Here is a 19,908-nt window from a genome sequence, read left to right as displayed (position 1 = left end):
CCGGCCCCTGTGTGAAAACAGAAAAAAGGAAACGATATGAAAAATCGGAATCGGTTTGGGATGGGATCAGGCCTGGGTCTTTTCGCCCAGAACCACATTCAGGGTAATCAGCTCGCCGCCCCGGTCTACCTGTACCTGAACGGTGTCGCCGGCAGCATAATCCTGCAGGGCGTTGGTCACATCAGTGGCGGTGGTCACGGTCTTGGTGCCCACGCTCACAATGCGGTCGCCCACCTTCATGCCGGCGTTGGCAGCGCCGCTGCCCTCACTCACGCTCTGCACATAGGCGCCCAGAGTGGAAACGCCGTACTGCATGGCGGTCTGTGCGTCGGTAATGCTTACCACGGTGATGCCCAGAGCAGGACGACCGGTCACATAACCGTTTTCAATCAGATCCTGCGCAACGGATTTCACGGTGTTGATGGGAATGGCGAAGCCCAGACCCTCGGCGTTTTCATCGGCATTCTTTGCGTTTACAATACCGATCAGCTCGCCTCTGGAGTTGAACAGACCGCCGCCGGAGTTACCCGGGCTGATGGCAGCGCTGGTCTGGATCAGATTCATGGTGTTGCCTTCCACCGTTACGCTGCGGTTCAGCGCGCTGATGATGCCGTCGGTGGAGGTCACACCCAGGTTGCTGGGGTTGCCCACCGCGATGGCGGTTTCGCCGATGGCGATGGTGTCGGAATCGCCCAGAACTGCCGGGGTCAGACCGGTGGCATCGATCTTGATGACTGCGATGTCGCTCTGGGAATCCGCGCCCACCAGAGTGGCGTTATAGGTGGTGCCGTCGTTCAGCTTTACGGTGATCTGTTCGGCGCCCTCCACCACATGGTTGTTGGTGATGATGTAGCCGTCCTCCGTGTAGATTACGCCGCTGCCCGCGCCGCTAACGATCTGCTGGCCACCCCAGAAGCCGTAGCTGGTGGTGACCATCTGCTCGGTGGTGATCTCCACCACGCTGGGGGTAATGGAGTTGATCACGCTCACCAGCGGATCCAGAGAAGTGGAGCCGTCGGTGCTGCTGGTGGCGGTGCCGGAGGGATTGGCGCTCTGATATACGATGCGGGCGCTGCTGGTCTTATCGGCCAGATAGAAGCCCGCGTAGCCACCGCCGAAGCTCACGCCTGCAACCAGCACCAGAGCCAGCGCACCTGCGCCGATTTTCTTCAGGTGGGGGTGCCGCTTTTTCATGCGGGGAGGCTGGGGCTCGCCGCCCATGGGGGCGGAGGGGCCACCGGGCATTGTGTAGCCGGGGGCGGTGTAGTCGGCGCCGGCGCCCATGGAGGGCTCGCCGCTGGGGCCGATGGGGGTGTAGGAAGCGGGGGTGGGATTGCTGCCGCCGCTGCCCGGATAGGTACCGGAATAATCATATTCCCATTTGTTTTCCATGTTTATCATCCTTTCAGGTGAACAGGGGGTCCGGGGCGTCTGTCCGATTGAAACGCCGCTCTTGCGGCCCCTTGCTTATCGTTCTGGTTATAGTTTATCCGGCCGCCGTGAAAAACATTTTATGGCCGGGTGAAAAAAATGTGAAATCCATGTATAATTGGTATGGTTCCGGGCATCGGACTATGCCGGGAAGCTGATTCTATAAGAATATCATATTTGGAAAGGCAGGGCAATGGCGTGCGGGTGATACGCGAGGGAGAAGAATTCCTGTTATATAAGGAAAAGCTGCTTGTGGGGCGATGCGGATGCACTCGTCAGAACGAGGGCTGGCGGCTGGGGCCCCTGTGGGTGGATCCGGCCTGGCGGCGCCGCGGTTACGGCAGTTTTCTTCTGCGTCAGGTGCTGAAAGCCACCGGCGGATATGCCGGCGAAAGCCTGCATCTGCTGGAGCTGCCGAACGGCGATGCAGAGAAGGCGCTGGCGGAAAAATTCGGTTTTGCCCCCGCCGGAAATCTCTGGCGCAGACGGCGGGTGCCGGATCCCACTGCCGTGGGTCTGACCCATGATTTCCTGCGGCAGAATCTGTTGCCCGGCGGCTTTTTTGTGGACGCCACCTGCGGCAACGGGGGCGACACCGAATTTCTGTGCCGGCTGGCAGGCCCGGAGGGCCGGGTGCTGGCGCTGGATCTGCAGCGGCAGGCGGTGGACAACACCAATGCCCGGCTGGCTGCGGCAGGGCTTTCCGATATCGGCCGGGCGGTGCAGGCGGATCATGCGGAGCTGGCAAAGCTGGTGGAGCCAAACACGGCGGACTGCGTGATGTTCAACTTTGGCTATCTGCCCGGGGCGGACCACAGCCTGTTCACCACCCCCAAAAGCAGCCTGCCCGCGGTGAAGGCTGCGCTGGACGCACTGCGCCCCGGCGGAATTCTGGCGGCCTGCCTGTACAGCGGCGGCCCCAACGGCGACGGGGAAAAAACCGCCCTGCTGGAATTTTTCCGCAATCTGCCCATCCGGGAATACACGGTGCTGGTGTGCGAGTTCGCCAACTGGGCCCCCACCGCGCCGCTGCCCTGCCTTGTGCGCAAAAAGGGCTGGTGAAATGCCCGAAAACCCTTTGTTTTTGCGGTTTTCCCCTTGCCAAAGCCATTCTGTATGTAATAATATATAGAGTGTTGTGTTTTTAAGGACCAAACCCCGCGCGGCGCGTGTGCGCCGCCCCAGAATATAAGGAGGACAAGCATCTATGGCCGATTTACGGCAAGAGATCCAGCGCCGGCGCACCTTTGCGATCATCAGCCACCCGGACGCCGGTAAGACCACCCTCACCGAAAAGCTGCTGCTGTACGGCGGCGCGATCCAGCAGGCAGGCAGCGTTAAGGGCAAGCAGAGCGCCCGCCACGCGGTCAGCGACTGGATGGAGATCGAGAAACAGCGTGGTATCTCGGTTACCAGTTCGGTGCTGCAGTTTGAATACGACGGAAAATGCGTCAACATCCTGGATACCCCCGGTCACCAGGACTTCTCGGAGGATACCTACCGCACCCTGATGGCCGCCGACGCGGCGGTCATGGTCATCGACGCCGCCAAGGGCGTTGAGGCCCAGACCATCAAGCTGTTCAAGGTCTGCACCCTGCGGCACATCCCCATCTTCACCTTCATCAACAAGATGGACCGGGAAGCCCGGGACCCCTTCGATCTGATGGAAGAGATCGAGAACATTCTGGGCATCCAGACCTACCCCATGAACTGGCCCATCGGCTGCGGCAAGGAGTTCAAGGGCGTGTTCGACCGGGAAAGCCGCCACATTCTGGCCTTCCAGAGCGACGGCAAGGCCAACGGCGTGAAGATTCTGGACAAGATCGAGGCCGAGCTGGGCGATCCCAGCCTGGACGAGCTGATCACCGCCCCGCTGCATGAAAAGCTGGCGGAGGACATCGAGCTGCTGGACGGCGCCAGCTACGACTTCGACATGGAAGCCGTACAGACCGGCCGCCTGAGCCCGGTATTCTTTGGTTCCGCGCTGACCAACTTCGGTGTGGAGCCCTTCCTGAAGGAGTTTTTGCGCCTGTCTCCCAGCCCGCTGCCCCGCAAAAGCGGCGACGAGCTGATCGAGCCCGCCCAGAACACCTTCTCCGGCTTCATCTTCAAGATTCAGGCCAACATGAACAAGGCCCACCGGGACCGCATCGCCTTCATGCGCATCTGTTCGGGCAAATTCGAGCGCGGCATGGAGGTCACCCATGTGCAGGGCGGCAAGAAGATCAAGCTGGCCCAGTCCACCCAGCTGATGGCCCAGGATCGGGCCACTGTGGACGAGGCTTACGCCGGCGACATCATCGGTCTGTTTGACCCGGGCATCTTCTCCATCGGCGACACCCTGTGCACCGGCAAGGAAAAGATCCAGTATGCGGGCATCCCCACCTTCGCGCCCGAGCACTTTGCCCGGATCACCCAGGTGGACACCATGAAGCGCAAGCAGTTTGTGAAGGGTATGGAGCAGGTGGCCCAGGAGGGCGCCATCCAGATCTTCCGCGAGTTGAACGGCGGCATGGAAGAAGTGATCGTGGGCGTTGTGGGCGTTCTGCAGTTCGAGGTGCTGGAGTACCGGCTGAAGAACGAGTACAATGTGGACATCCGCATGCAGAAGCTGCCCTTCGAGCACATTCGCTGGATCGAGAACGAGGATCTGGATCCGAAGGATCTGGACCTGACCAGCGACACCAAGCGCATCGAGGATCTGAAGGGCAACAAGCTGCTGCTCTTCACCACCCCCTGGGCCATCAACTGGGCTCAACAGCACAACGAGGGCCTGGAACTCAGCGAGTTCGGCAACGTGTGATTTTCAAACAGGGCATTCGGCCGCTGGCCGGATGTCCTGTTTTTTTGCCGCAAAATGGCTGCCGTCTGTGGTACAATAAGGGAAAAGTACGCCGCCAGACGGCAAAAAGGAGGGCGCGAGGCATGGGAGCGAGTGATTGGGAGGATCTGATGAACGGGGTGTTCGGCCCCGGCGGACGGCTGCGCGCAGGCACGGCAAAGCCTGCCCGGAACGAGAAAACGGCAGAGACCGCACAGCAGACGCTGGAAAAAAACCAGAAGGCGCTGGATGAGGCGCTGGCCCATCAGGCCCGGGAGATCGCCCGGCTGGGCGGTGAGCTGGAGCATACCATGCAGAAGGACGGGCTGCTCACCGAGGCCGAGACGCAGGCGGCCCGGCGCACCGTGCCCGCCCCCGTGCAGACGGATGCCTTTGACGGACTGGAGCAGGCGCTGGGAAAAAGCGTGCTGGGCCAGTCGGAATTTCTCAAACAGCTGGTGCGGGCTTTCAAGCGGCCCTTTGTGCTGGGCACGACGGGAGAAACGGCCCGGGGCGTGCTGCTGGTGCATGGCCCGGCAGGCACCGGAAAACACACGGCGCTGGATGCCATTGCCCGGGAAATGGCAGCTCGCAAGCTGCTCAGCGGCCCGCAGATCGCATGGATGGATCTGGGCCTTTACCCGGGGCCCGGGCAGGAAAAGCTGTTTTTGCAGGATCTGTACGCCGCGCTGAACGGGCCGGGGCAGATGCTGGTGTTCTGTAACTATGAGCGATGCCATCCGGGCTTTCTGAACACGCTGGTGGCACTGGTGCAAACCGGCAGCGCCCCGCTGAACAGCCGCTATGCGGTGCAGAAGGGCATGCTGGTGGACGTGGGCACCGCGCTGGTGCCGGACGCGGTGAGCGCCCTGAGCCCCCGGGGCAAGTATCTGGTGTTCCTGAGCGGGAAGGGGCCGGAGAAGATGGCGGACCGGATGGGCGCGGGCGTGGTGAACGCACTGAGCGACGTGTGCGCCACCCGGCCCTTCACCGAGGAGGAGCTGGCGGAAATCGCTGCCCGGGGGCTGGAGCAGCTGACCGAACACGCGGCCCGGCAGTTGAAGCTGACCGTTACGGCGAACGAAGAATTTCTGGCGCTGGCCCGGCGGCAGGCAAGCCCCGGCCGGGGGGCAGCGCCCATCGGGGAATTTTTTGACCGGTGCTTCAGGGCACTGGCGGAATACAAGCTGGAAGAGGAGCCGGTGGCGGGTGCGGCTGTTGCCCTCAGCGCGCCGGAGGGCCGGGTGCTGGCGGCGGTGGCCGGCGGTCAGCCGGTGGATCTGCTGGGCCTGCTGCGGCAGGAATACACCGGTATGCTGGATGAGGTGGACCGGGAACTGGAAAACATTGTGGGCCTTGCCGAGGTGAAGGACTACGTGCTGCGCCTGAAGGACAGTGTGCAGGCCAATCAGCGCCGGGCCCAGGCAGGCATGAAAACCGGGTCGGTTTCCATGCACATGATTTTTGCAGGCAATCCGGGCACCGGCAAGACCACCATTGCCCGGCTGGTGGGCAAGTACCTGAAGGCCATCGGCGCGCTGCGGGGCGGCCAGCTGGTGGAGGTGAGCCGGGCGGATCTGGTGGGCCGCTATGTGGGCCACACTGCGCCGCTGACCAATCAGGTGATCCGCTCGGCGCTGGGGGGCGTGTTATTCATCGACGAGGCCTATTCCCTCTACCGGGGAAAGGACGACAGCTTCGGGCTGGAGGCCATCGACACGCTGGTGAAGGGCATGGAGGATCATCGGGATGATCTGGTGGTGATCCTTGCGGGCTACTCCAGAGAGATGGAGCAGTTTCTGACCGCCAACAGCGGCCTTGCTTCCCGCTTTCCCAACCGGATTGAATTCCCGGATTACACCGGCGAGGAGCTGTGGCGGATTCTGGAGCTGAGTGCAAAGGGCAGGGGATATCGGCTGGCCGAGGGCTGCCGGGAACCGATCACCGAATACTTCACCCGGGCACAGGCGGAGAACGCCGCTGAAAACGGCAACGGTCGCATGGTCCGCAATCTGCTGGAGCGGGCGATTCTGAACCAGAGCCGCCGGCTGGCTGCCGAGTCCCAGGCCGCGCTGGACGAGCTGACGCTGGGGGATTTTGCGCTGGACGAAATTGAATAAAACAAAAAAGAAGGCCTGCTGCATTCGCAGCAGGCCTTCTTCTGGTTTTGCGAAAGCCGATCAACAGGTGGTGCCCACGGGCCGCAGCGCCCGTGCCAGCCGCCGGCCCACCGTCAGGGCCAGCGCCAGCTTGATGCAGTCCGGCAGGATGAAGGGAATCACACACATGCCCAACACGGCCGGCAGGCTGTATGCGCTGCCGTTCATAGCCGACACCCGGAGGAACCAGAAGGTGCCGAAGCTATAACAGACGGCAAGTCCGGCCAGATTCCCCGCAAGGCAGCGGGCCAGCTCCGGCAGGGGCAGCCTGTCTGCCAGCAGGCAGACGGGGCCGATGAGGGCAAAGCCCACAATGTAGCCGCCGGTGGGGCCCAGCAGCGCCCCCGGCCCGCCGGAAAATCCGGCAAACACCGGCAGGCCCACAAGACCCAGCAGGATGTAGACAATGACTGCCGCACTGCCCTGGCGGGCCCCCAGCACTGCCAGCACCAGAAAGATGCCGAAGGTCTGCAGGGTAAAAGGCACTGCGGCCGGAATGCTGATCCAGGCGCACAGCGCAATGATCACTGCGCCCATGGCGGTGCGGGTAAGGGTTTGCGTCTTGGTCATAAAATACAGGCTCCTTGGTCAGAATTGGCGGATCAGAAGAACAGTCCGCCGGCTCCGCGCCAGGCATCCCAGGGGTTCACCGGAATATCGCCCACGCGCATTTCGCAGATCACATGGCCCTGGGTGGTGCCGATCTGCTGGCCCTGGGTCACGAAGTCGCCCTCGTCCACATCCCGGCGGCCCAGCAGATAGAACAGGCTCTTCACACCGCAGCCGTGCTCGATCACCACCACACGGCCCAGGCTGCCATTGGTCTGGGCGTAAACCACCCGGCCGGCGGCGGGAGCTACCACAGCGCTGCCGGAGGTGGTCTCCAGCGTCACGTTAATGCTGCGCCGGGGGGCGATGTTGGCGTTGTAGGCTGCGATCTGATCCAGCGGGATGGCCGCGTTCAGCGGGTCGGTGGGGTCCAGACGGTCGGTGTATTCCAGTACCGCGTAATCCCGCAGGATCTTGCCCTGCACCGGCTGGATAAAGGGGCCGTCCCAGTAGATGTCCGGGTCATTGATCCCCCACAGAAAATCCATGTTGCCGGGCAGTGCGCCCACATAGGGAATGGCAGAGGTGCCGTCGATGGTATAGGTGTCCAGTTCACGGCGCTGCCGCCCGTAGACCTGCACGGTTTCGGTAACGGTCTGGCCGTTCACAGTGGCGCTGATGTCGTAGCTGCCGGCCATCTGGTTGTAGTCCACCGGCACAAAGGCCCCCCACTCGCCCTGATACAGGGTGAAGGGAAGCTCGGCCAGTTCGGTAGTCAGCGAGGGGACCATGTCGCCCAGAACGCCCTCCAGCCGCACGCCGATCACGCTGCCCTGGGCCACGCCGGTGGCAGAGAGCACCAGCCGGGGCTGGGCCTCCAGCTGGAAGTTGAACTGATAGGTGTAGGAGCCCTGCGCGGCGCCGGTGGTTTCCGGCGAGGTGACCGTGAGGGTGACGGAATAGGCGCCGTTCTCGCTGAAATGAAATTCGTTGTAGGCAGTTGTGTCGCCCTCAAACAGGGTTTCACCTACCTCGTTTTCAATGGTCAGAAGGGCGGTGGTGTATTCCGGCAGCTCCAGCGACGGGTGGCTCTCGCTCACCGGCTCCAGATCCTGCCAGCTGCTGCCCGGCTTTTTGGAAAAATCCCGGTGCAGAAAGCCCATCACCGGAACCGACCAGTCGTAGCCGGCGGCTTCCAGCGTCTGGCCCGCCCAGCTCACATCGTACTGGGGCAGGCTGTTCAGGCTCACGCTCCGGTACATGCTGAAGAAGGTGCCGCCCAGAATCAGAGCCAGCAGCACCGCCACCAGCACGATCCACCGCAAAAGGGAGGTGGAGGCGCTGAACAGGCGTGCGCCAAGGCTGAGGGGGGCATCCTCGTCCTCGTCCTCCCAGTCTTCCTCCTCATACAGCTCTTCTTCGTATTCGTCCTCGTCCGAACCGTCCGCTTCGCCTGCGTCGGCTTCCGTGCCTTCCGGCCGGGCGGAGGATTCCTCCTGCACGGCAGGGGAATTGGCGGTCTGCTGCTCGCCGGTTTCCTGTTCGTCGGGCTGAAGAGCGCCGTCCGCCGGCTGCTTTGTGTCTTTGTTCAATGATTCCACCTCACATCAAAGGTTTTGGGCCGCGCAGTGCGCGGCGGATTCAGGGCTGGAAGAACAGCCCGCCTGTGGTTTGCGTCAGCTTGGCGGGGTCCACGCTCTTGTTGCCCACCCTGACCTCCCAGATCAGGGTGTTTTCCGCGTGACCGATCACCTGATCCTGCGCCACAATGGAACCCACGGAAACATTCAGATCCTGCAGGTGATACAGATAGCTCTTCACACCGCAGCCGTGGTCGATCACCAGCGTATTCCCGGTGAGCAGCAGGTTTTCGGTCAGCAGTACCTTGCCGGGGGCCGGGGCGATGACCTCGTAGCCCGGTGTGGTCACATAGGTAAGGTTGGCGGCTTGTCCCGCCCGGGAGCCGTCGGCTGCAATAAGATATGCGCCGTAGGGCTGGAATATGTTGCCCTGCACCGGAGGCGAGAACCGCCCGGTCCACAGCTTTTCATTGGTGCCCTGGGTGTAAAAGCCGTAGATTTTATTCCGGAACTGGGCATTGGCCTCGGCAGTGGCGTCGCCGCCGCTCAAGGTCGTGGTGGTGTACTGGCTGGCCCCCACTGTGAGGGTGGCGGTCAGGGCTTCGCCGCCCACCTCCACCGTGATGGTGTGGTCGCCGCCGGGGGCGTTGTAGGGGATGCCCAGGTAGCCGATCCAGCCGCCGCTTACCGGTGCAAACCAGACCTGGCCCAGGTCGGTGTCGGCCACCGGCGGGTCGGACTGCTGACCCAGAAGGCCACCCACATAGATGGCGGCCGTGTCGCCCTGGCGCACCGATTCGCTGGAAAGGGTGACGCTGGCCGCGGCACTTACGGTGAAGCGGCACTGATACTGATACCAGCCGTAGGCTTTGCCCGGGCGCTGGCCGGTGTCCTCACAGCCGGCACGGATGGTGAGCAGGTACACACCATCCTGCGGGAAGGTGTAGTCCTTCCACTGGTCGGCTCCGCCCTCGAACAGGGTTTCGCCCTCGCTGCTTTGCAGCAGCAGGGTGGTGGCGCTTTCGGTCATGCCCTCGGCCAGTACCAGTTCGGCGCTGGCGGTGGTAATGGGCTCGTCCAGTGTCTGGATGGCGGAGCCGGGGCTCAGATCCAGCTCCCGCCAGACCATTCCACCCAGAATGGGCACCGTCCACTGGTAGCCCACCGGTTCGTCCAGCGTCTGACCGGCCAGGGTGATGGCCTTTTCGGGCAGGTCTTCTTCGGTGATGTGGTAATACAAAAAGGCGAGGCTGCCTCCAACAATCGCCCCGGTGAACAGAACGACCATGAGCAGCCACAGGAACAATCGTTTCATCCAGCGGCCTCCTTTTCAGGCAGTCGGTAAAATGGGGCACAACTCCCCATAATATTTACCATTATACCATATTTGCAGGCGATGCACAGTAAAAAATGATACCGGGAACGCACCGCTTGACACAGTGTGCACAGCGGGGCTAGAATCAAAAGCAGCAAAGGGAGGAATGAAACCATGACCTATCAGGAAATGCTCGCCGCTGCCCGCACCTGCAGCGGCCCCTACTGTAAGGTGTGCCCGGTGTGCGACGGCAGGGCCTGTGGCGCAACCATGCCCGGCCCCGGCGCGAAGGGCACCGGCACCATGGCCGCCGCCAACTATGCGGCCTGGCAGAAGATCTGCGTGAATATGGATACCATCTGCGACAATAAGCCTGTGGACACCCGGTTCGACTTCTTCGGCCAGACCTGTGAGCTGCCGGTGCTGGCTGCGCCGGTGGGTGCGGTGAAGCTGCACTACGGCGACAAGTTCACCGACGAGGAATACAACCGGATTCTGGTTCCCGCCTGCGTCGAAGCGGGCATTGCCGCTTTCACCGGTGACGGCACCGACCCGGAGGTGTTCCGCGCCGCTGCCGCTGCCATTGGCGCAGCCGGGGGCCGGGGCGTGCCCACCGTAAAGCCCTGGGATCGCCAGACCCTGTTTGCCAAGCTGGATGAGGCCAAGGCCGCGGGCGCGAAGGTGTTCGCCATGGATATTGACGCCGCCGGCCTGCCCTTTTTGAAGGGGCTGAACCCGCCCGCCGGCCCCAAGACCGTGGAGGAGCTGCGGGAGATCATCGATTACGCGGGCGTGCCCTTTATTCTGAAGGGGATCATGACGGTAAAGGGCGCCGAGAAGGCGCTGGAAGCCGGGGCCGCGGGCATTGTGGTTTCCAACCACGGCGGCCGCGTGCAGGACGGCGTGCCCGCCACGGCACAGGTGCTGCCCGCCATTGCCAAAGCGGTGAAGGGCCGCATGATGGTTCTGGTGGACGGCGGCATCCGCAGCGGGCTGGACGTGTTCCGGGCGCTGGCGCTGGGCGCGGATGCGGTGCTGCTGGCCCGCCCCTATGTGACCGCCGTATACGGCGGCGGGGCCGAGGGCGTGGCGCTGCTTACCAACAAGCTGAAAAGCGAATTGCAGGATACCATGGCCATGTGCGGTGTGCACAGCCTGGCCGAGATTGGACCGGAGCTGCTCTGGCAGGAGTAAGCCGGAAAACAAACGAAAAAATGCCGCCGGGGAATTTCCCCGGCGGCATTTTTGTGCATTTGGTTGGATCAGGCCTCGTCCACGGGCTCCTGAACTTCGTCGGCGGCGTCCACGTCCTCTTCGGCGCTGGCGGGCTCGTCGTCAAAGTCCTCGCTGAACAGCAGCTGCTCGTACTCGTCCAGCTCCTTTTCCCGGCGGCGGATGTACAGCCAGGCAGCAGTCAGCGCACCCACGGCGCTGGCAAGGAACAGCAGAACGGCAACAAAGGTAGAATGCTTCATAATCAATTCCTCCTTGATAATGGCCGGGCAAAACGGCCCGGGCCGGAATTCGTTGAATATAGGTTTATTATATCCCGCCGGGCGGTGGAATACAATACGATTTTGTGAACATGGCCGAAAATCGGCGGGTCAGACCGTTTCCTCCAGCAGCGGCCGGTAGGCCTTGAAAGCGCCGGGCAGGGTGTACTGCTGCGTCAGTGCCGCCCGGTCTGCCCACACATAGCCCGGGGGCAGAGGGCAGGCATCGGCTTCGGCCTGCCAGCCGTTCATGCGCCACTCGATGTGGCTGAAAATGTGCTTGGCGGGCTTGAGGGCGCTGCCCTGCCGCACAGGAATGCCCAGGGCCTCCAGCCGGGCGGCCGCCTCGGCCCAGGGAATGGACTCTTCAAACAGCGCCGGCTGCCACAGCCCGGCCAGCAGGCCGGAGTCCGGGCGGCGCTGGAGCAGCCAGCCCGCCTGGCTTTTCACCAGCAGAACAGTGATCGGCTGCACCCGCCGGGCCTTGGCAGCCTTTTTCACCGGCAGGGTGTTCTGGGTGCCGGCCTGCCGGGCCCGGCACAGATGAGCCAGCGGGCAGAGATCGCACAGCGGCTCGCCGTTGGGCAGGCAGACCAGTGCCCCCAGCTCCATCAGGGCTTCGTTGTAGGGGCCGGGAGCATCCGGCGGCTGGTGCTCCATCACCCACTGGGTGTAGGCCTTTTTGGTTTTGGGGTCGGCGATGTCCCGGTCATCGTTGTACAGGCGGCTGAACACCCGCAGCACGTTGCCGTCCACAGCGGGCACCGGCAGATGGAAGGCAATGGACCCGATGGCCCCGGCGGTGTAGTCGCCGATGCCGGGCAGCGCCAGCAGCTTTTTGTGGTCGGCGGGCAGCTGGCCGCCGTACTCCTCGCACACAATGCGGGCGGCCTTTTGCAGGTTGCGCACCCGGCTGTAATACCCAAGGCCCTCCCACAGCTTGTGCAGCTTTTCCTCGTCGCATTCCGCCAGATCCCGGATGGTGGGCAGGGCCTTCATCCAGCGGTCGTAGTATTCCAGCGCGGCGGCCACCCGCGTCTGCTGCAGCATAATCTCGCTGACCCAGATGTGGTAGGGGGTGGGGTCCTGCCGGAAGGGCAGGGTGCGGGCGTTCTTTGAAAACCAGGCCAGCAGATCCGGCGCGATGGGGGAAAGGGTGGGCATTGGCGTTGTTCTCCTTTTGGATGGTCTCTGGGTAGTATACCACGCCGAGTGCCGTTTGCGAAACTGTTTTGAGGCCGGGCGCGCTTGACAAAATATCCCACAGGTGATATAGTTAGTTACACAAGTAATGAACCAATGAACAAGAAGGCGGAAAGGAGGCCGAGGCTGTGAATGGAACCCTGAATGATCAAAGTTCCATCTATCTGCAGATTGCAAAAATGCTGGAGGACAGCATCCTGCGGGGCATCTATCAGGAGGGCGAGCAGGTGCCCAGCACCAACGAGCTGGCACGGCAGTACAGCATCAACCCGGCCACGGCGGCCAAGGGCATCAACCTGCTGGTGGACGACGGAGTGCTGTATAAAAAACGGGGCATCGGCATGTTTGTGGCCGATGGAGCGGTGGCGCTGGTGCAAAAAAAGCGCCGGGCCGCCTTTTACCAGCAGTATGTGACCGCCCTGGCCAGAGAGGCGAAAAGCCTGGGCCTGGGCGAGGAGGAACTGGCCGGCATGATCCGCCGGGCTTACAGCGAGGCCCAGTAAAGAAGGGCCGGGGAGGAAAGCGAGTATGGAACAGATGGCATTGAAGGCCGTGGGCCTGAATAAGAGTTTTGGAACCAAGGAAGTGCTGAAAAATCTGGAGCTGACCATTGAGCCGGGCCGCATCTACGGTCTGATTGGCCGCAACGGCGCAGGCAAGACCACTCTGCTGGCCCTGCTCACCGCCCAGCTGGCGGCGGACGGCGGCCAGATCACCTGCGGCGGCCAGCCCGTGTGGGAAAACCCGGCGGCGCTGCAGCAGCTGTGCTTTTCCCGGGAGTTTTCCGGCGCGCCGAACAGCGTGGCCGCGGGTTTGAAGGTGAAGGATTATTTCCGCATTGCCTCGATCTACTACAAAAACTGGGACGATGACTACGCCCACCGGCTGGCGCAGCGGTTCGGGCTGGAGGAGAACAAGCGGATCAACAAGCTGTCCAAGGGTATGCTGAGCATGGTCACCATCGTGGTGGCGCTGGCCAGCCGGGCACCGATCACCCTGCTGGATGAGCCGGTGGCCGGTCTGGATGTGATGGCCCGGGAGCTGTTCTACAAGCTGCTGCTGGAGGACTACGCCGAGACCGGGCGCACCTTTGTGGTATCCACCCATATTATTGAAGAAGCAGCCGCCGTGTTTGAGGAGGTCATCATTCTGGACGAAGGCCGCATTGTGGAAAAGGCTCCCACCGAGGAGCTGGTGGCCCAGTTCCACCTGATCAGCGGCCGGGAGGATGAAGTGGATGCTGCCGCGCAGGGCCTGACGGTGCTCTCCACCGAGCGGATGGGCCGCCACAAGGCGGTGACGGTGCGCTGCGGCGAAAATGAGCTGGCACAGGCGGTAAGCGGCCGGGATGTGGATGTGACCCCGCTGAACCTGCAAAAGGTGTTTGTGGCCCTGTGCGGCCACGGGGAGGTGCAGGATGGTTAACAACATCAAAGCCTTCTGGCGGTACTCCGCCACTGGATTGGGCGTGCTTTTCGGGTTTGTGGTGTTCTGCCTGGTGAGTACGGCGCTCTTCGGGCCGGAATCCCTGTTCTCCAACTATCTCCGGGGCGGCATCATGATGTTCTTTATCATAAGCCCGATCCTCAGTTCCTCGCTGGTGCGCAGTCTGGTGAACATCGGTCTCGCGATGGGCGCGGTGCGCAAAAGTCTTTGGAGCACCATGGAGCTGGCCATTGCGGCGCAGGCACTGGTCTGCCTGCCCATGCAGGCGTTGCTGGACTGGGGCGCGTCGGTTTTTACGCCGGAGGAAACCGGGCTTTCGCTGACTCTGCCGGCACGGGGACTTTCCGGGCTGGCGCTGTTTCTGCTGCTGTGGGCCATGGGGGCCATGGGCAGCTGGCTGTCGCTGGTGCAGAAAACCGGCTGGCGGATTTTCGGCTGGGGGCTGGTGATCGTGCTGTATCTGGGATACATGGCTGCCATGGTTGCCCATATAATTTTCTCGTTCTTCGGTATGGATACCATCCTGTGGGTTATCTGCGGCGTGAGCCTTGCGGTGGGCGGGGTGGCCAGCTTCGGGCTGTATCGCCAGTGCCGCACCGCTCAGGTGAATCTGCTGTGAGGAAAGGAGCGGACACACAATGAAGAAGGACCGATGGAAAAACCAGTGGCTGCTCTACGGCAGCGGGCTGGACTGGCAGCTGGCTGCGGTGGCCGTGTTCTGGCTGCTGATCGAGACCGTCACGGCGGTGGCGCTGGCGGTGACCGGCGAAAAAACCACGGTGATTTTTTCCGCCATGATCTGCCTGATCCTGCTGGCTTTTGTAAGCGCGTTCACCGGTTTTCAGCGGTTGAACCGGGCGTTCACGCTGGGGGTGGCCCTGGGCGGAGCCCGCCGCCAGCAGGTGCTGCGCTGCGCCGGCTGGCATCTGGGCGGTGCGCTGGCAAGCGCTGTGCTGCTTTTTGTGCTGGACGGAGTGAGCCATCTGATCTACCGGCTGGCCTATGCGCCCCGGGGCATTGTGCTGGACATGGACGGTCTGGCGATGCTGCCCGTGCCGGTCTGGCTGCTGATCCTGCTTGCTCCGGTGCTGCTGGGCATGTGCGTGGCGGCCACGGTGAATACCCTTGGCTCCAGAGGCTTCTGGATCGTCTGGGTATTGTGGTTGCTGATCTGCTTTTCGCCCAATTCGCTGATCAAATTGTATAAAACCAGCCCGGCCGCTCTGTGGGCGGTGCTGGCCCTTGCGGCGGTGCTGCTGCTGGGCTGGACGGCATGGTCGGTGCGGCGGCTGCTGCGCTGGACGGTGCGGGAGCTGTAAACAGGAAAAATTGATGAAAAGAGCGGGATGCACCGGATTTTGGTGCATCCCGCTCTGGCGTTTGGGCAGATGGTATGGTACACTGGGGTTATTCCAAGTGGAGCGAAGGGAAAAAGCAGCTCCGCAGCAAAGGAGGCGGTTACATGCCGCAGAAAAAACAAAACGAATTTGCCGTAGCGGTGGGTCTGCTGGGGCTGGGATTCACCGGCATGACGCTGGTCAGCCTGATCGGGTGCAGCCTGATGACCATGGCGGCGGTGTGGACCACGAACCGGGTGACCACCGATCTGCTGATGCTCCTGAATGATATAAGTATTTATGGTCTGGGGCTGCCGGTGCTGCTGGCCGTGGGCCATTTTCTGCCAGACAACGCAGCAATGCCGCTGCGTCCCAAACGGGCGCTGCGCCCCTTCACCTTTGCCCGGGCGGCGGCGGTGGGCTATGCCGGATGTATGGCGGCCAGCCTGGTCACCAATCTGGCCCTGATGCTGCTGCGCACCCTGACCGGCCTGCAGGGAAACAGCCTGAACAGCACGGTGGAAGAGATGTCGCCCTGGGCGGCGCTGATTCTGGTCAGTCTGGTGCCGGCGGTGGGCGAGGAGCTGGTGTTCCGGGGGTATCTGTACCGCAAGCTGATCCGGTTCGGTCAGTTGCCCTACGTCCTGCTTTCCGCCTTTTTCTTCGGCAGCTTCCACGGCAATCTGGAGCAGTTCTTCTATGCCTTTGTGCTGGGCTGCTGGCTGGGGTATCTGGTCTGCCGCACCGGCAGCGTATTCTACGGCATGCTGATCCATCTGTTCATCAATTTCTTCAGCAGCTGTGTGCTCACCGGTGTGGGCGAGGGCGCGGTGATCAACACCCTGCTGGGAGCGGGAATTCTGGCGCTGGCGGGCTGGGGCTTTGTGCAGTTCTGGGACTTCCGCCGCCGGATGTTCGTGCGCCCGGCAACCGGCCTGCCCCAGCACCCGGTGCGGGCGGCGCTGCTCAACCCGGGCATGCTGCTGTGGATTGTGGCCTTTGTGGCCATGTGCGTGATCAATCTGTTTGGCGGAACCTGACCCCTTGCACACTGCAGGAAAATTCGGTATAATCAGGAAAAGTTACTGTTTTGGAGGGCTTGCGATGAAATTCATCAGCTGGAACGTGAACGGCCTGCGGGCGGTGCTGAAAAAGGGCTTTGCCGAGAGTTTTGCCGCGCTGGATGCGGACATCTTCTGCCTGCAGGAGACCAAGTGCCAGCCCGGGCAGGCGGAATTTGAGCCGGAGGGCTACACCGAGTATTTTTACAGCGCCGAGAAAAAGGGCTATTCCGGCACCGCCTGCTACTGCAAGCAGCCGCCGCTGAGCGTGCGCTACGGCATTGGGCCGGAGGAGCACAGCCACGAGGGCCGGGCCATCACGCTGGAATACCCGGAGTTTTATCTGGTGAACGTCTACACCCCCAACGCCCAGGAGGGGCTGGCCCGCATCGACTACCGGATGCAGTGGGAGGACGATCTGCGCGCCTACCTGATGGAGCTGGACAGGGAAAAGCCGGTGATCTACTGCGGCGATCTGAACGTGGCCCACAACGAGATCGACCTGAAGAACCCGAAAACCAACCGGGGGAACGCGGGCTTTTCCGATCAGGAGCGGGAAAAGATGACCAACCTTCTGGCCAGCGGCTTTTCGGACAGCTTCCGCGCTCTCTATCCGGATAAAACCGGCGCGTACAGCTGGTGGAGCTACCGCTTCAACGCCCGCAAGAACAACGCGGGGTGGCGTATCGATTATTTCATCGTGTCCAACCGGCTGATGGACAAGGTGAAGGACAGCCTGATCTATGCGGACATCGAGGGCAGCGACCACTGCCCGGTGGGCCTGATCATTGATCTGTGACCCTTTGAATCCACAAAACAAAAACACCCGGCGCGGAGCCTGCCTGCTTCCCGCCGGGTGTTTTCTGTTATCCGGGATAATACTGCTTTTTCAGCTTTTGCAGCCGCTCCAGTGCAGCTGCGCCGCGGGGGCCCAGTTCCTGGGTCAGGGCCACCAGCAACCCGTCCACCAGTGCGGCGGGGGCGGCCATGGAGTGGTATTCCTTTTCCGGCCCCCGATAGGCGAACAGATTGATGTCCGCCGCCTGATCCGGCGGCAGGCAGGTGCGGCTCACAAAGGCCAGGGTGGTGTAGCCGGCAGCGTGGCTCTGCTCCAGCAGGATGCGGCCCTCCCGGCTGAGTTTGGAAAAGCTGAACAGCACCGCCACATCGCCTTTTTCCGCGCCTGCCAGACCCTCCAGCAGCTCGGAGCCGGAGGTGGGCAGCAGCCGGGCGTCCAGCCCCAGACGGCGCAGCCGGAAGTGCAGCAGCCGGGCAAGACTGGCCGAGGCGTTTTTGCCGTGGATGTAGATCCGGCCTGCACCGGCAAGGGCGGCCACCGCCCGGTCAAATTCCGCTTCGTCCAGCTGGGCGGCGGTGGTTTCCAGACAGGCCTGCTGGCTGGCCAGCCAGTCCCGGGGCGAAAAACGGCCGGACCGCTGCAGGGTGCCGGCCAGCTTTACCGCCGGACCGGCGGCAGCCTGTTCCAGAACCAGCGTTTTCAGGGCTTTGAAATCCCGGCAGCCCACATGGCGGGCAAAGCGGGAAAGGGTGGCTTCGGAAAGGCCCAGCCGTTCCGCCAGCTGCCCGATGGACAGAAACAGAAAGGCGTCGGTATTGGTGTTGATGAAATCCAGAATGGAGCGTTCCGCCCGGGTAAGCTGTTCCGGCGGAATGGGAAGGCGCAGTTCCATGGCATTGAATCCCCGTTCGATTGATATACAGAAAAATGCGGCGAAAGGGGCCGCTGGTTGCATTATACCCCCGGCGGGCGGGGCCTGTCCAGAAAAGGCGTGTAAAAAAGCCCCGCACCGGGCGTGAAAACCCGGCACGGGGGAAGAGGGCATTTTTATACGGGAGCCTGGCTGGTGAGAACCTCCACATAGTCGCCGCCCAGCGCGTGAATCTCCTTGAGCGAACGCTTGAGAAGACCGGCAGTGCGCACCAGGAAGGAGGCCTGTTCGCTGAGCTCGATGGAGTAGCGCCCGGCGTTCATTTCCTGACGCAACTGCTCCACGGTGGTGAACTCCCGCTCAAAGCGGGTGGCGATGCAGCCGTACTGCACTGCCTGATGGGTATCGCTGCCGGAGACCACCGGAATGCCCAGCGTTTTGCCCAGCTGGGTGGTCAGCGCACGGGTGCGCTCCGGGTCCATGGCCATGTCCTTGCCGTTCATGTCCAGAAATGCAAAGCGGCGCAGCTGTTCCAGGGGCTGCTCTGGCACATGGCCCGGCGCCCGGTAGGGATGGCCGCAGCCCACCAGCACCGGGTATTCCTCAAACAGATCCAGCAGCTGGGCCAGAGGAGGGAAGTGCCCCCGCTCCTTGTGGGGGGCAAGGCGGCGATTCAGCTCCAGAATGGCCTCCATGGGCCCGATGCTCAGAATATGGCCGCACTCGGCCACGTCGGTTTCCATGCCGGGAAAGACCCGCAGGCCGTTTTCCAGCACAAGGCAGTCGCCGGTGCGCTGGCTCACCGAAGCCAGATAACCATACAGATCCTCAAATTGCAGGGTGTTGAAATGCTCGGTCAGGCACAGGCCGTCCAGCCCGGCCCGGCGGGCCTCACCGAACAGCCAGTCGGTGTAGGCGGTGGAAAACGGCAGCTTTTTGGCCAGCTTGCCGTGGGTGTGGAAATCAAACAGCAACAAAAACACTTCCTTTTTTCAAACGGCGGATCGAATGCTCACAGCAGGGTGGAGACAAATACCGTGAGGCAGACCCACAAAGCGGAAATCGCCAGAAACAGCCAGTCGTCGTAGCGGATTTGAAGGGTGGAAAGCTTGATCTTTTTCACCTCTTTGTTTACGGCGGCGTAGCGATAGCCCCGCAGCTCCAGCGCCTCCACCGTGGTGCGGGAGCGCTTGGCGGTATTGAGCATCAGCGGGTAGAAGGCCCAGATCACCACCTTGATCTGGTAGGCAAGATACCGGATTTTACCCCAGATGGTCTCGTGGGCGGGCGGGTTGCCCCGCAGCCGGAACGAGAGCAGCACGTTCTGGAATTCCTCCATGAGCATGGGCAGCATCCGGTAGGCGTAGGAGATGGAAAAGCTGAGCCGCTCGGGGCAGCCGAACCACATCAGGCCGTTGCTCAGCCGGTCCGGGTCCAGGCCGGAAAACACCGTGATGGATGCCAGCGAGATGGTGGCCACCTTCAGGGTGAGCACCAGCAGCGGGGCCACGGCGGAGGCGTTGCCGCCGAACAGCAGCGTGACCAGAAACAGGTAGCCGGTCTGGGAGAAAACGCCCAGACCGAACAGGAACAGCACCAGCCCGGCCACCTTCGCCAACAGAGTGGTGATGGTCACCAGCACAAAGCAGCCCAGCAGAAAGGGCAGATCGTTCACAAACCAGGGCACCAGACCAAAAAACAGGTACCACACCAGCAGAATCCGGGGATCCAGTGCGGCGATGGGGGTATCGTCGTTTCCGTAGGCGTTTTTCAGAACCTGATTGCGCAGAAAATCCATGGAGAATTTGTCCAGGATATTTTCCGAAAGTTTGTTCAGCATGGT

Annotated in this window: 19 protein-coding genes; 10 read left to right on the top strand and 9 right to left on the bottom strand. The window is 62.3% G+C overall.

Features of this window, described 5'->3' with window-relative positions:
• Positions 1 to 66: 66 nt before the first annotated feature.
• Positions 67 to 1,392, bottom strand: coding sequence for a S1C family serine protease (locus EDD77_RS09350; RefSeq protein WP_132587378.1), 1,326 nt, complete (start codon positions 1,390 to 1,392; stop codon positions 67 to 69).
• 237 nt (positions 1,393 to 1,629) lie between these two features.
• Here EDD77_RS09350 and EDD77_RS09345 point away from each other — a divergent pair, with 237 nt between their 5' ends.
• The 3 genes from EDD77_RS09345 to EDD77_RS09335 all read left to right on the top strand — a co-directional run bounded on the left by EDD77_RS09345 (position 1,630) and on the right by EDD77_RS09335 (position 6,372).
• Positions 1,630 to 2,493 (top strand): bifunctional GNAT family N-acetyltransferase/class I SAM-dependent methyltransferase, encoded by an 864-nt coding sequence (locus EDD77_RS09345; RefSeq protein WP_058963498.1) that lies wholly within the window; start codon positions 1,630 to 1,632, stop codon positions 2,491 to 2,493.
• A 145-nt stretch (positions 2,494 to 2,638) separates the two neighbouring features.
• Entirely contained in the window at positions 2,639 to 4,234 is a 1,596-nt protein-coding gene (locus EDD77_RS09340) for a peptide chain release factor 3 (protein ID WP_058963499.1), read from the top strand.
• 122 nt (positions 4,235 to 4,356) lie between these two features.
• Positions 4,357 to 6,372 carry an AAA family ATPase gene (locus EDD77_RS09335; protein ID WP_058963500.1) on the top strand — a complete coding sequence of 672 codons (2,016 nt, stop codon included), beginning with the start codon at positions 4,357 to 4,359 and terminating at the stop codon, positions 6,370 to 6,372.
• A gap of 60 nt (positions 6,373 to 6,432) precedes the next feature.
• Here the strand turns inward: EDD77_RS09335 and EDD77_RS09330 are convergent, their stop codons facing one another.
• From EDD77_RS09330 to EDD77_RS09320, 3 genes are read right to left on the bottom strand one after another with little or no spacing between them, the layout of a single operon-like run.
• A complete protein-coding gene (locus EDD77_RS09330) occupies positions 6,433 to 6,981 on the bottom strand; it encodes a biotin transporter BioY (RefSeq protein ID WP_058963501.1) in 549 nt (182 codons plus the stop codon).
• Positions 6,982 to 7,013: 32 nt separating this feature from the next.
• Entirely contained in the window at positions 7,014 to 8,552 is a 1,539-nt protein-coding gene (locus EDD77_RS09325) for a M23 family metallopeptidase (protein WP_058963502.1), read from the bottom strand.
• Positions 8,553 to 8,601: 49 nt separating this feature from the next.
• Positions 8,602 to 9,855 (bottom strand): murein hydrolase activator EnvC family protein, encoded by a 1,254-nt coding sequence (locus EDD77_RS09320; RefSeq protein WP_058963503.1) that lies wholly within the window; start codon positions 9,853 to 9,855, stop codon positions 8,602 to 8,604.
• A gap of 174 nt (positions 9,856 to 10,029) precedes the next feature.
• Between EDD77_RS09320 and EDD77_RS09315 the strand changes: the two genes are divergently transcribed.
• Positions 10,030 to 11,049, top strand: a complete 1,020-nt coding sequence (locus EDD77_RS09315; RefSeq protein ID WP_058963504.1) for an alpha-hydroxy-acid oxidizing protein — start codon at positions 10,030 to 10,032, stop codon at positions 11,047 to 11,049.
• Positions 11,050 to 11,117: 68 nt separating this feature from the next.
• Here EDD77_RS09315 and EDD77_RS09310 read toward each other — a convergent pair whose 3' ends face one another.
• Together EDD77_RS09310 and mutY are read right to left on the bottom strand one after the other, a co-directional pair.
• On the bottom strand, positions 11,118 to 11,330 hold the full coding sequence (locus EDD77_RS09310; protein ID WP_058963505.1) for a hypothetical protein: 213 nt from the start codon (positions 11,328 to 11,330) through the stop codon (positions 11,118 to 11,120).
• 129 nt (positions 11,331 to 11,459) lie between these two features.
• Positions 11,460 to 12,512: an A/G-specific adenine glycosylase gene (gene mutY, locus EDD77_RS09305; protein WP_058963506.1), complete on the bottom strand. Its 1,053-nt coding sequence runs from the start codon at positions 12,510 to 12,512 to the stop codon at positions 11,460 to 11,462.
• Positions 12,513 to 12,679: 167 nt separating this feature from the next.
• Here mutY and EDD77_RS09300 point away from each other — a divergent pair, with 167 nt between their 5' ends.
• The 6 genes from EDD77_RS09300 to EDD77_RS09275 all read left to right on the top strand — a co-directional run bounded on the left by EDD77_RS09300 (position 12,680) and on the right by EDD77_RS09275 (position 17,194).
• On the top strand, positions 12,680 to 13,054 hold the full coding sequence (locus EDD77_RS09300) for a GntR family transcriptional regulator (protein WP_058963507.1): 375 nt from the start codon (positions 12,680 to 12,682) through the stop codon (positions 13,052 to 13,054).
• 25 nt (positions 13,055 to 13,079) lie between these two features.
• Complete coding sequence (locus EDD77_RS09295) at positions 13,080 to 13,976, top strand: ATP-binding cassette domain-containing protein (protein WP_058963508.1); 897 nt, start codon at positions 13,080 to 13,082, stop codon at positions 13,974 to 13,976.
• A complete protein-coding gene (locus tag EDD77_RS09290; protein ID WP_058963509.1) occupies positions 13,969 to 14,616 on the top strand; it encodes a hypothetical protein in 648 nt (215 codons plus the stop codon). Before EDD77_RS09295 ends, EDD77_RS09290 begins: the two co-directional genes overlap by 8 nt.
• Before the next feature lie 19 nt (positions 14,617 to 14,635).
• Positions 14,636 to 15,316 (top strand): hypothetical protein, encoded by a 681-nt coding sequence (locus tag EDD77_RS18080; protein WP_058963510.1) that lies wholly within the window; start codon positions 14,636 to 14,638, stop codon positions 15,314 to 15,316.
• Between the two features lie 143 nt (positions 15,317 to 15,459).
• Positions 15,460 to 16,374 carry a CPBP family intramembrane glutamic endopeptidase gene (locus tag EDD77_RS09280; protein WP_058963511.1) on the top strand — a complete coding sequence of 305 codons (915 nt, stop codon included), beginning with the start codon at positions 15,460 to 15,462 and terminating at the stop codon, positions 16,372 to 16,374.
• A 64-nt stretch (positions 16,375 to 16,438) separates the two neighbouring features.
• Positions 16,439 to 17,194 carry an exodeoxyribonuclease III gene (locus EDD77_RS09275; RefSeq protein WP_058963512.1) on the top strand — a complete coding sequence of 252 codons (756 nt, stop codon included), beginning with the start codon at positions 16,439 to 16,441 and terminating at the stop codon, positions 17,192 to 17,194.
• A gap of 67 nt (positions 17,195 to 17,261) precedes the next feature.
• On the opposite strand, the gene EDD77_RS09270 is transcribed toward EDD77_RS09275, so the two are convergent.
• The 3 genes from EDD77_RS09270 to EDD77_RS09260 form a co-directional block, all read right to left on the bottom strand.
• Positions 17,262 to 18,086, bottom strand: coding sequence for a MurR/RpiR family transcriptional regulator (locus EDD77_RS09270; protein ID WP_058963513.1), 825 nt, complete (start codon positions 18,084 to 18,086; stop codon positions 17,262 to 17,264).
• Between the two features lie 155 nt (positions 18,087 to 18,241).
• Entirely contained in the window at positions 18,242 to 19,042 is an 801-nt protein-coding gene (locus EDD77_RS09265; RefSeq protein WP_242868321.1) for a PHP-associated domain-containing protein, read from the bottom strand.
• Positions 19,043 to 19,077: 35 nt separating this feature from the next.
• Positions 19,078 to 19,905 (bottom strand): energy-coupling factor transporter transmembrane component T family protein, encoded by an 828-nt coding sequence (locus tag EDD77_RS09260; RefSeq protein WP_058963515.1) that lies wholly within the window; start codon positions 19,903 to 19,905, stop codon positions 19,078 to 19,080.
• Positions 19,906 to 19,908: the final 3 nt, after the last annotated feature.

Origin of the sequence: Allofournierella massiliensis (assembly GCF_004345265.1) — a bacterium.
Taxonomy (GTDB): domain Bacteria; phylum Bacillota; class Clostridia; order Oscillospirales; family Ruminococcaceae; genus Allofournierella; species Allofournierella massiliensis.
The sequence above is the reverse complement of the archived record's forward strand: the minus strand, read 5'-3'. Positions and strand labels throughout refer to the sequence as shown.

Excerpts from the sequence above, each read along its gene's own strand:
- EDD77_RS09320 (WP_058963503.1), bottom strand. The coding sequence starts at position 9,855 with ATGAAACGATTGTTCCTGTGGCTGCTCATGGTCGTTCTGTTCACCGGG.
- EDD77_RS09335 (WP_058963500.1), top strand. The coding sequence starts at position 4,357 with ATGGGAGCGAGTGATTGGGAGGATCTGATGAACGGGGTGTTCGGCCCC.
- EDD77_RS18080 (WP_058963510.1), top strand. The coding sequence starts at position 14,636 with ATGAAGAAGGACCGATGGAAAAACCAGTGGCTGCTCTACGGCAGCGGG.
- EDD77_RS09275 (WP_058963512.1), top strand. The coding sequence starts at position 16,439 with ATGAAATTCATCAGCTGGAACGTGAACGGCCTGCGGGCGGTGCTGAAA.
- EDD77_RS09260 (WP_058963515.1), bottom strand. The coding sequence starts at position 19,905 with ATGCTGAACAAACTTTCGGAAAATATCCTGGACAAATTCTCCATGGAT.
- EDD77_RS09310 (WP_058963505.1), bottom strand. The coding sequence starts at position 11,330 with ATGAAGCATTCTACCTTTGTTGCCGTTCTGCTGTTCCTTGCCAGCGCC.
- EDD77_RS09295 (WP_058963508.1), top strand. The coding sequence starts at position 13,080 with ATGGAACAGATGGCATTGAAGGCCGTGGGCCTGAATAAGAGTTTTGGA.
- EDD77_RS09330 (WP_058963501.1), bottom strand. The coding sequence starts at position 6,981 with ATGACCAAGACGCAAACCCTTACCCGCACCGCCATGGGCGCAGTGATC.
- EDD77_RS09270 (WP_058963513.1), bottom strand. The coding sequence starts at position 18,086 with ATGGAACTGCGCCTTCCCATTCCGCCGGAACAGCTTACCCGGGCGGAA.
- EDD77_RS09350 (WP_132587378.1), bottom strand. The coding sequence starts at position 1,392 with ATGGAAAACAAATGGGAATATGATTATTCCGGTACCTATCCGGGCAGC.
- mutY (WP_058963506.1), bottom strand. The coding sequence starts at position 12,512 with ATGCCCACCCTTTCCCCCATCGCGCCGGATCTGCTGGCCTGGTTTTCA.
- EDD77_RS09340 (WP_058963499.1), top strand. The coding sequence starts at position 2,639 with ATGGCCGATTTACGGCAAGAGATCCAGCGCCGGCGCACCTTTGCGATC.
- EDD77_RS09280 (WP_058963511.1), top strand. The coding sequence starts at position 15,460 with ATGCCGCAGAAAAAACAAAACGAATTTGCCGTAGCGGTGGGTCTGCTG.
- EDD77_RS09315 (WP_058963504.1), top strand. The coding sequence starts at position 10,030 with ATGACCTATCAGGAAATGCTCGCCGCTGCCCGCACCTGCAGCGGCCCC.
- EDD77_RS09290 (WP_058963509.1), top strand. The coding sequence starts at position 13,969 with ATGGTTAACAACATCAAAGCCTTCTGGCGGTACTCCGCCACTGGATTG.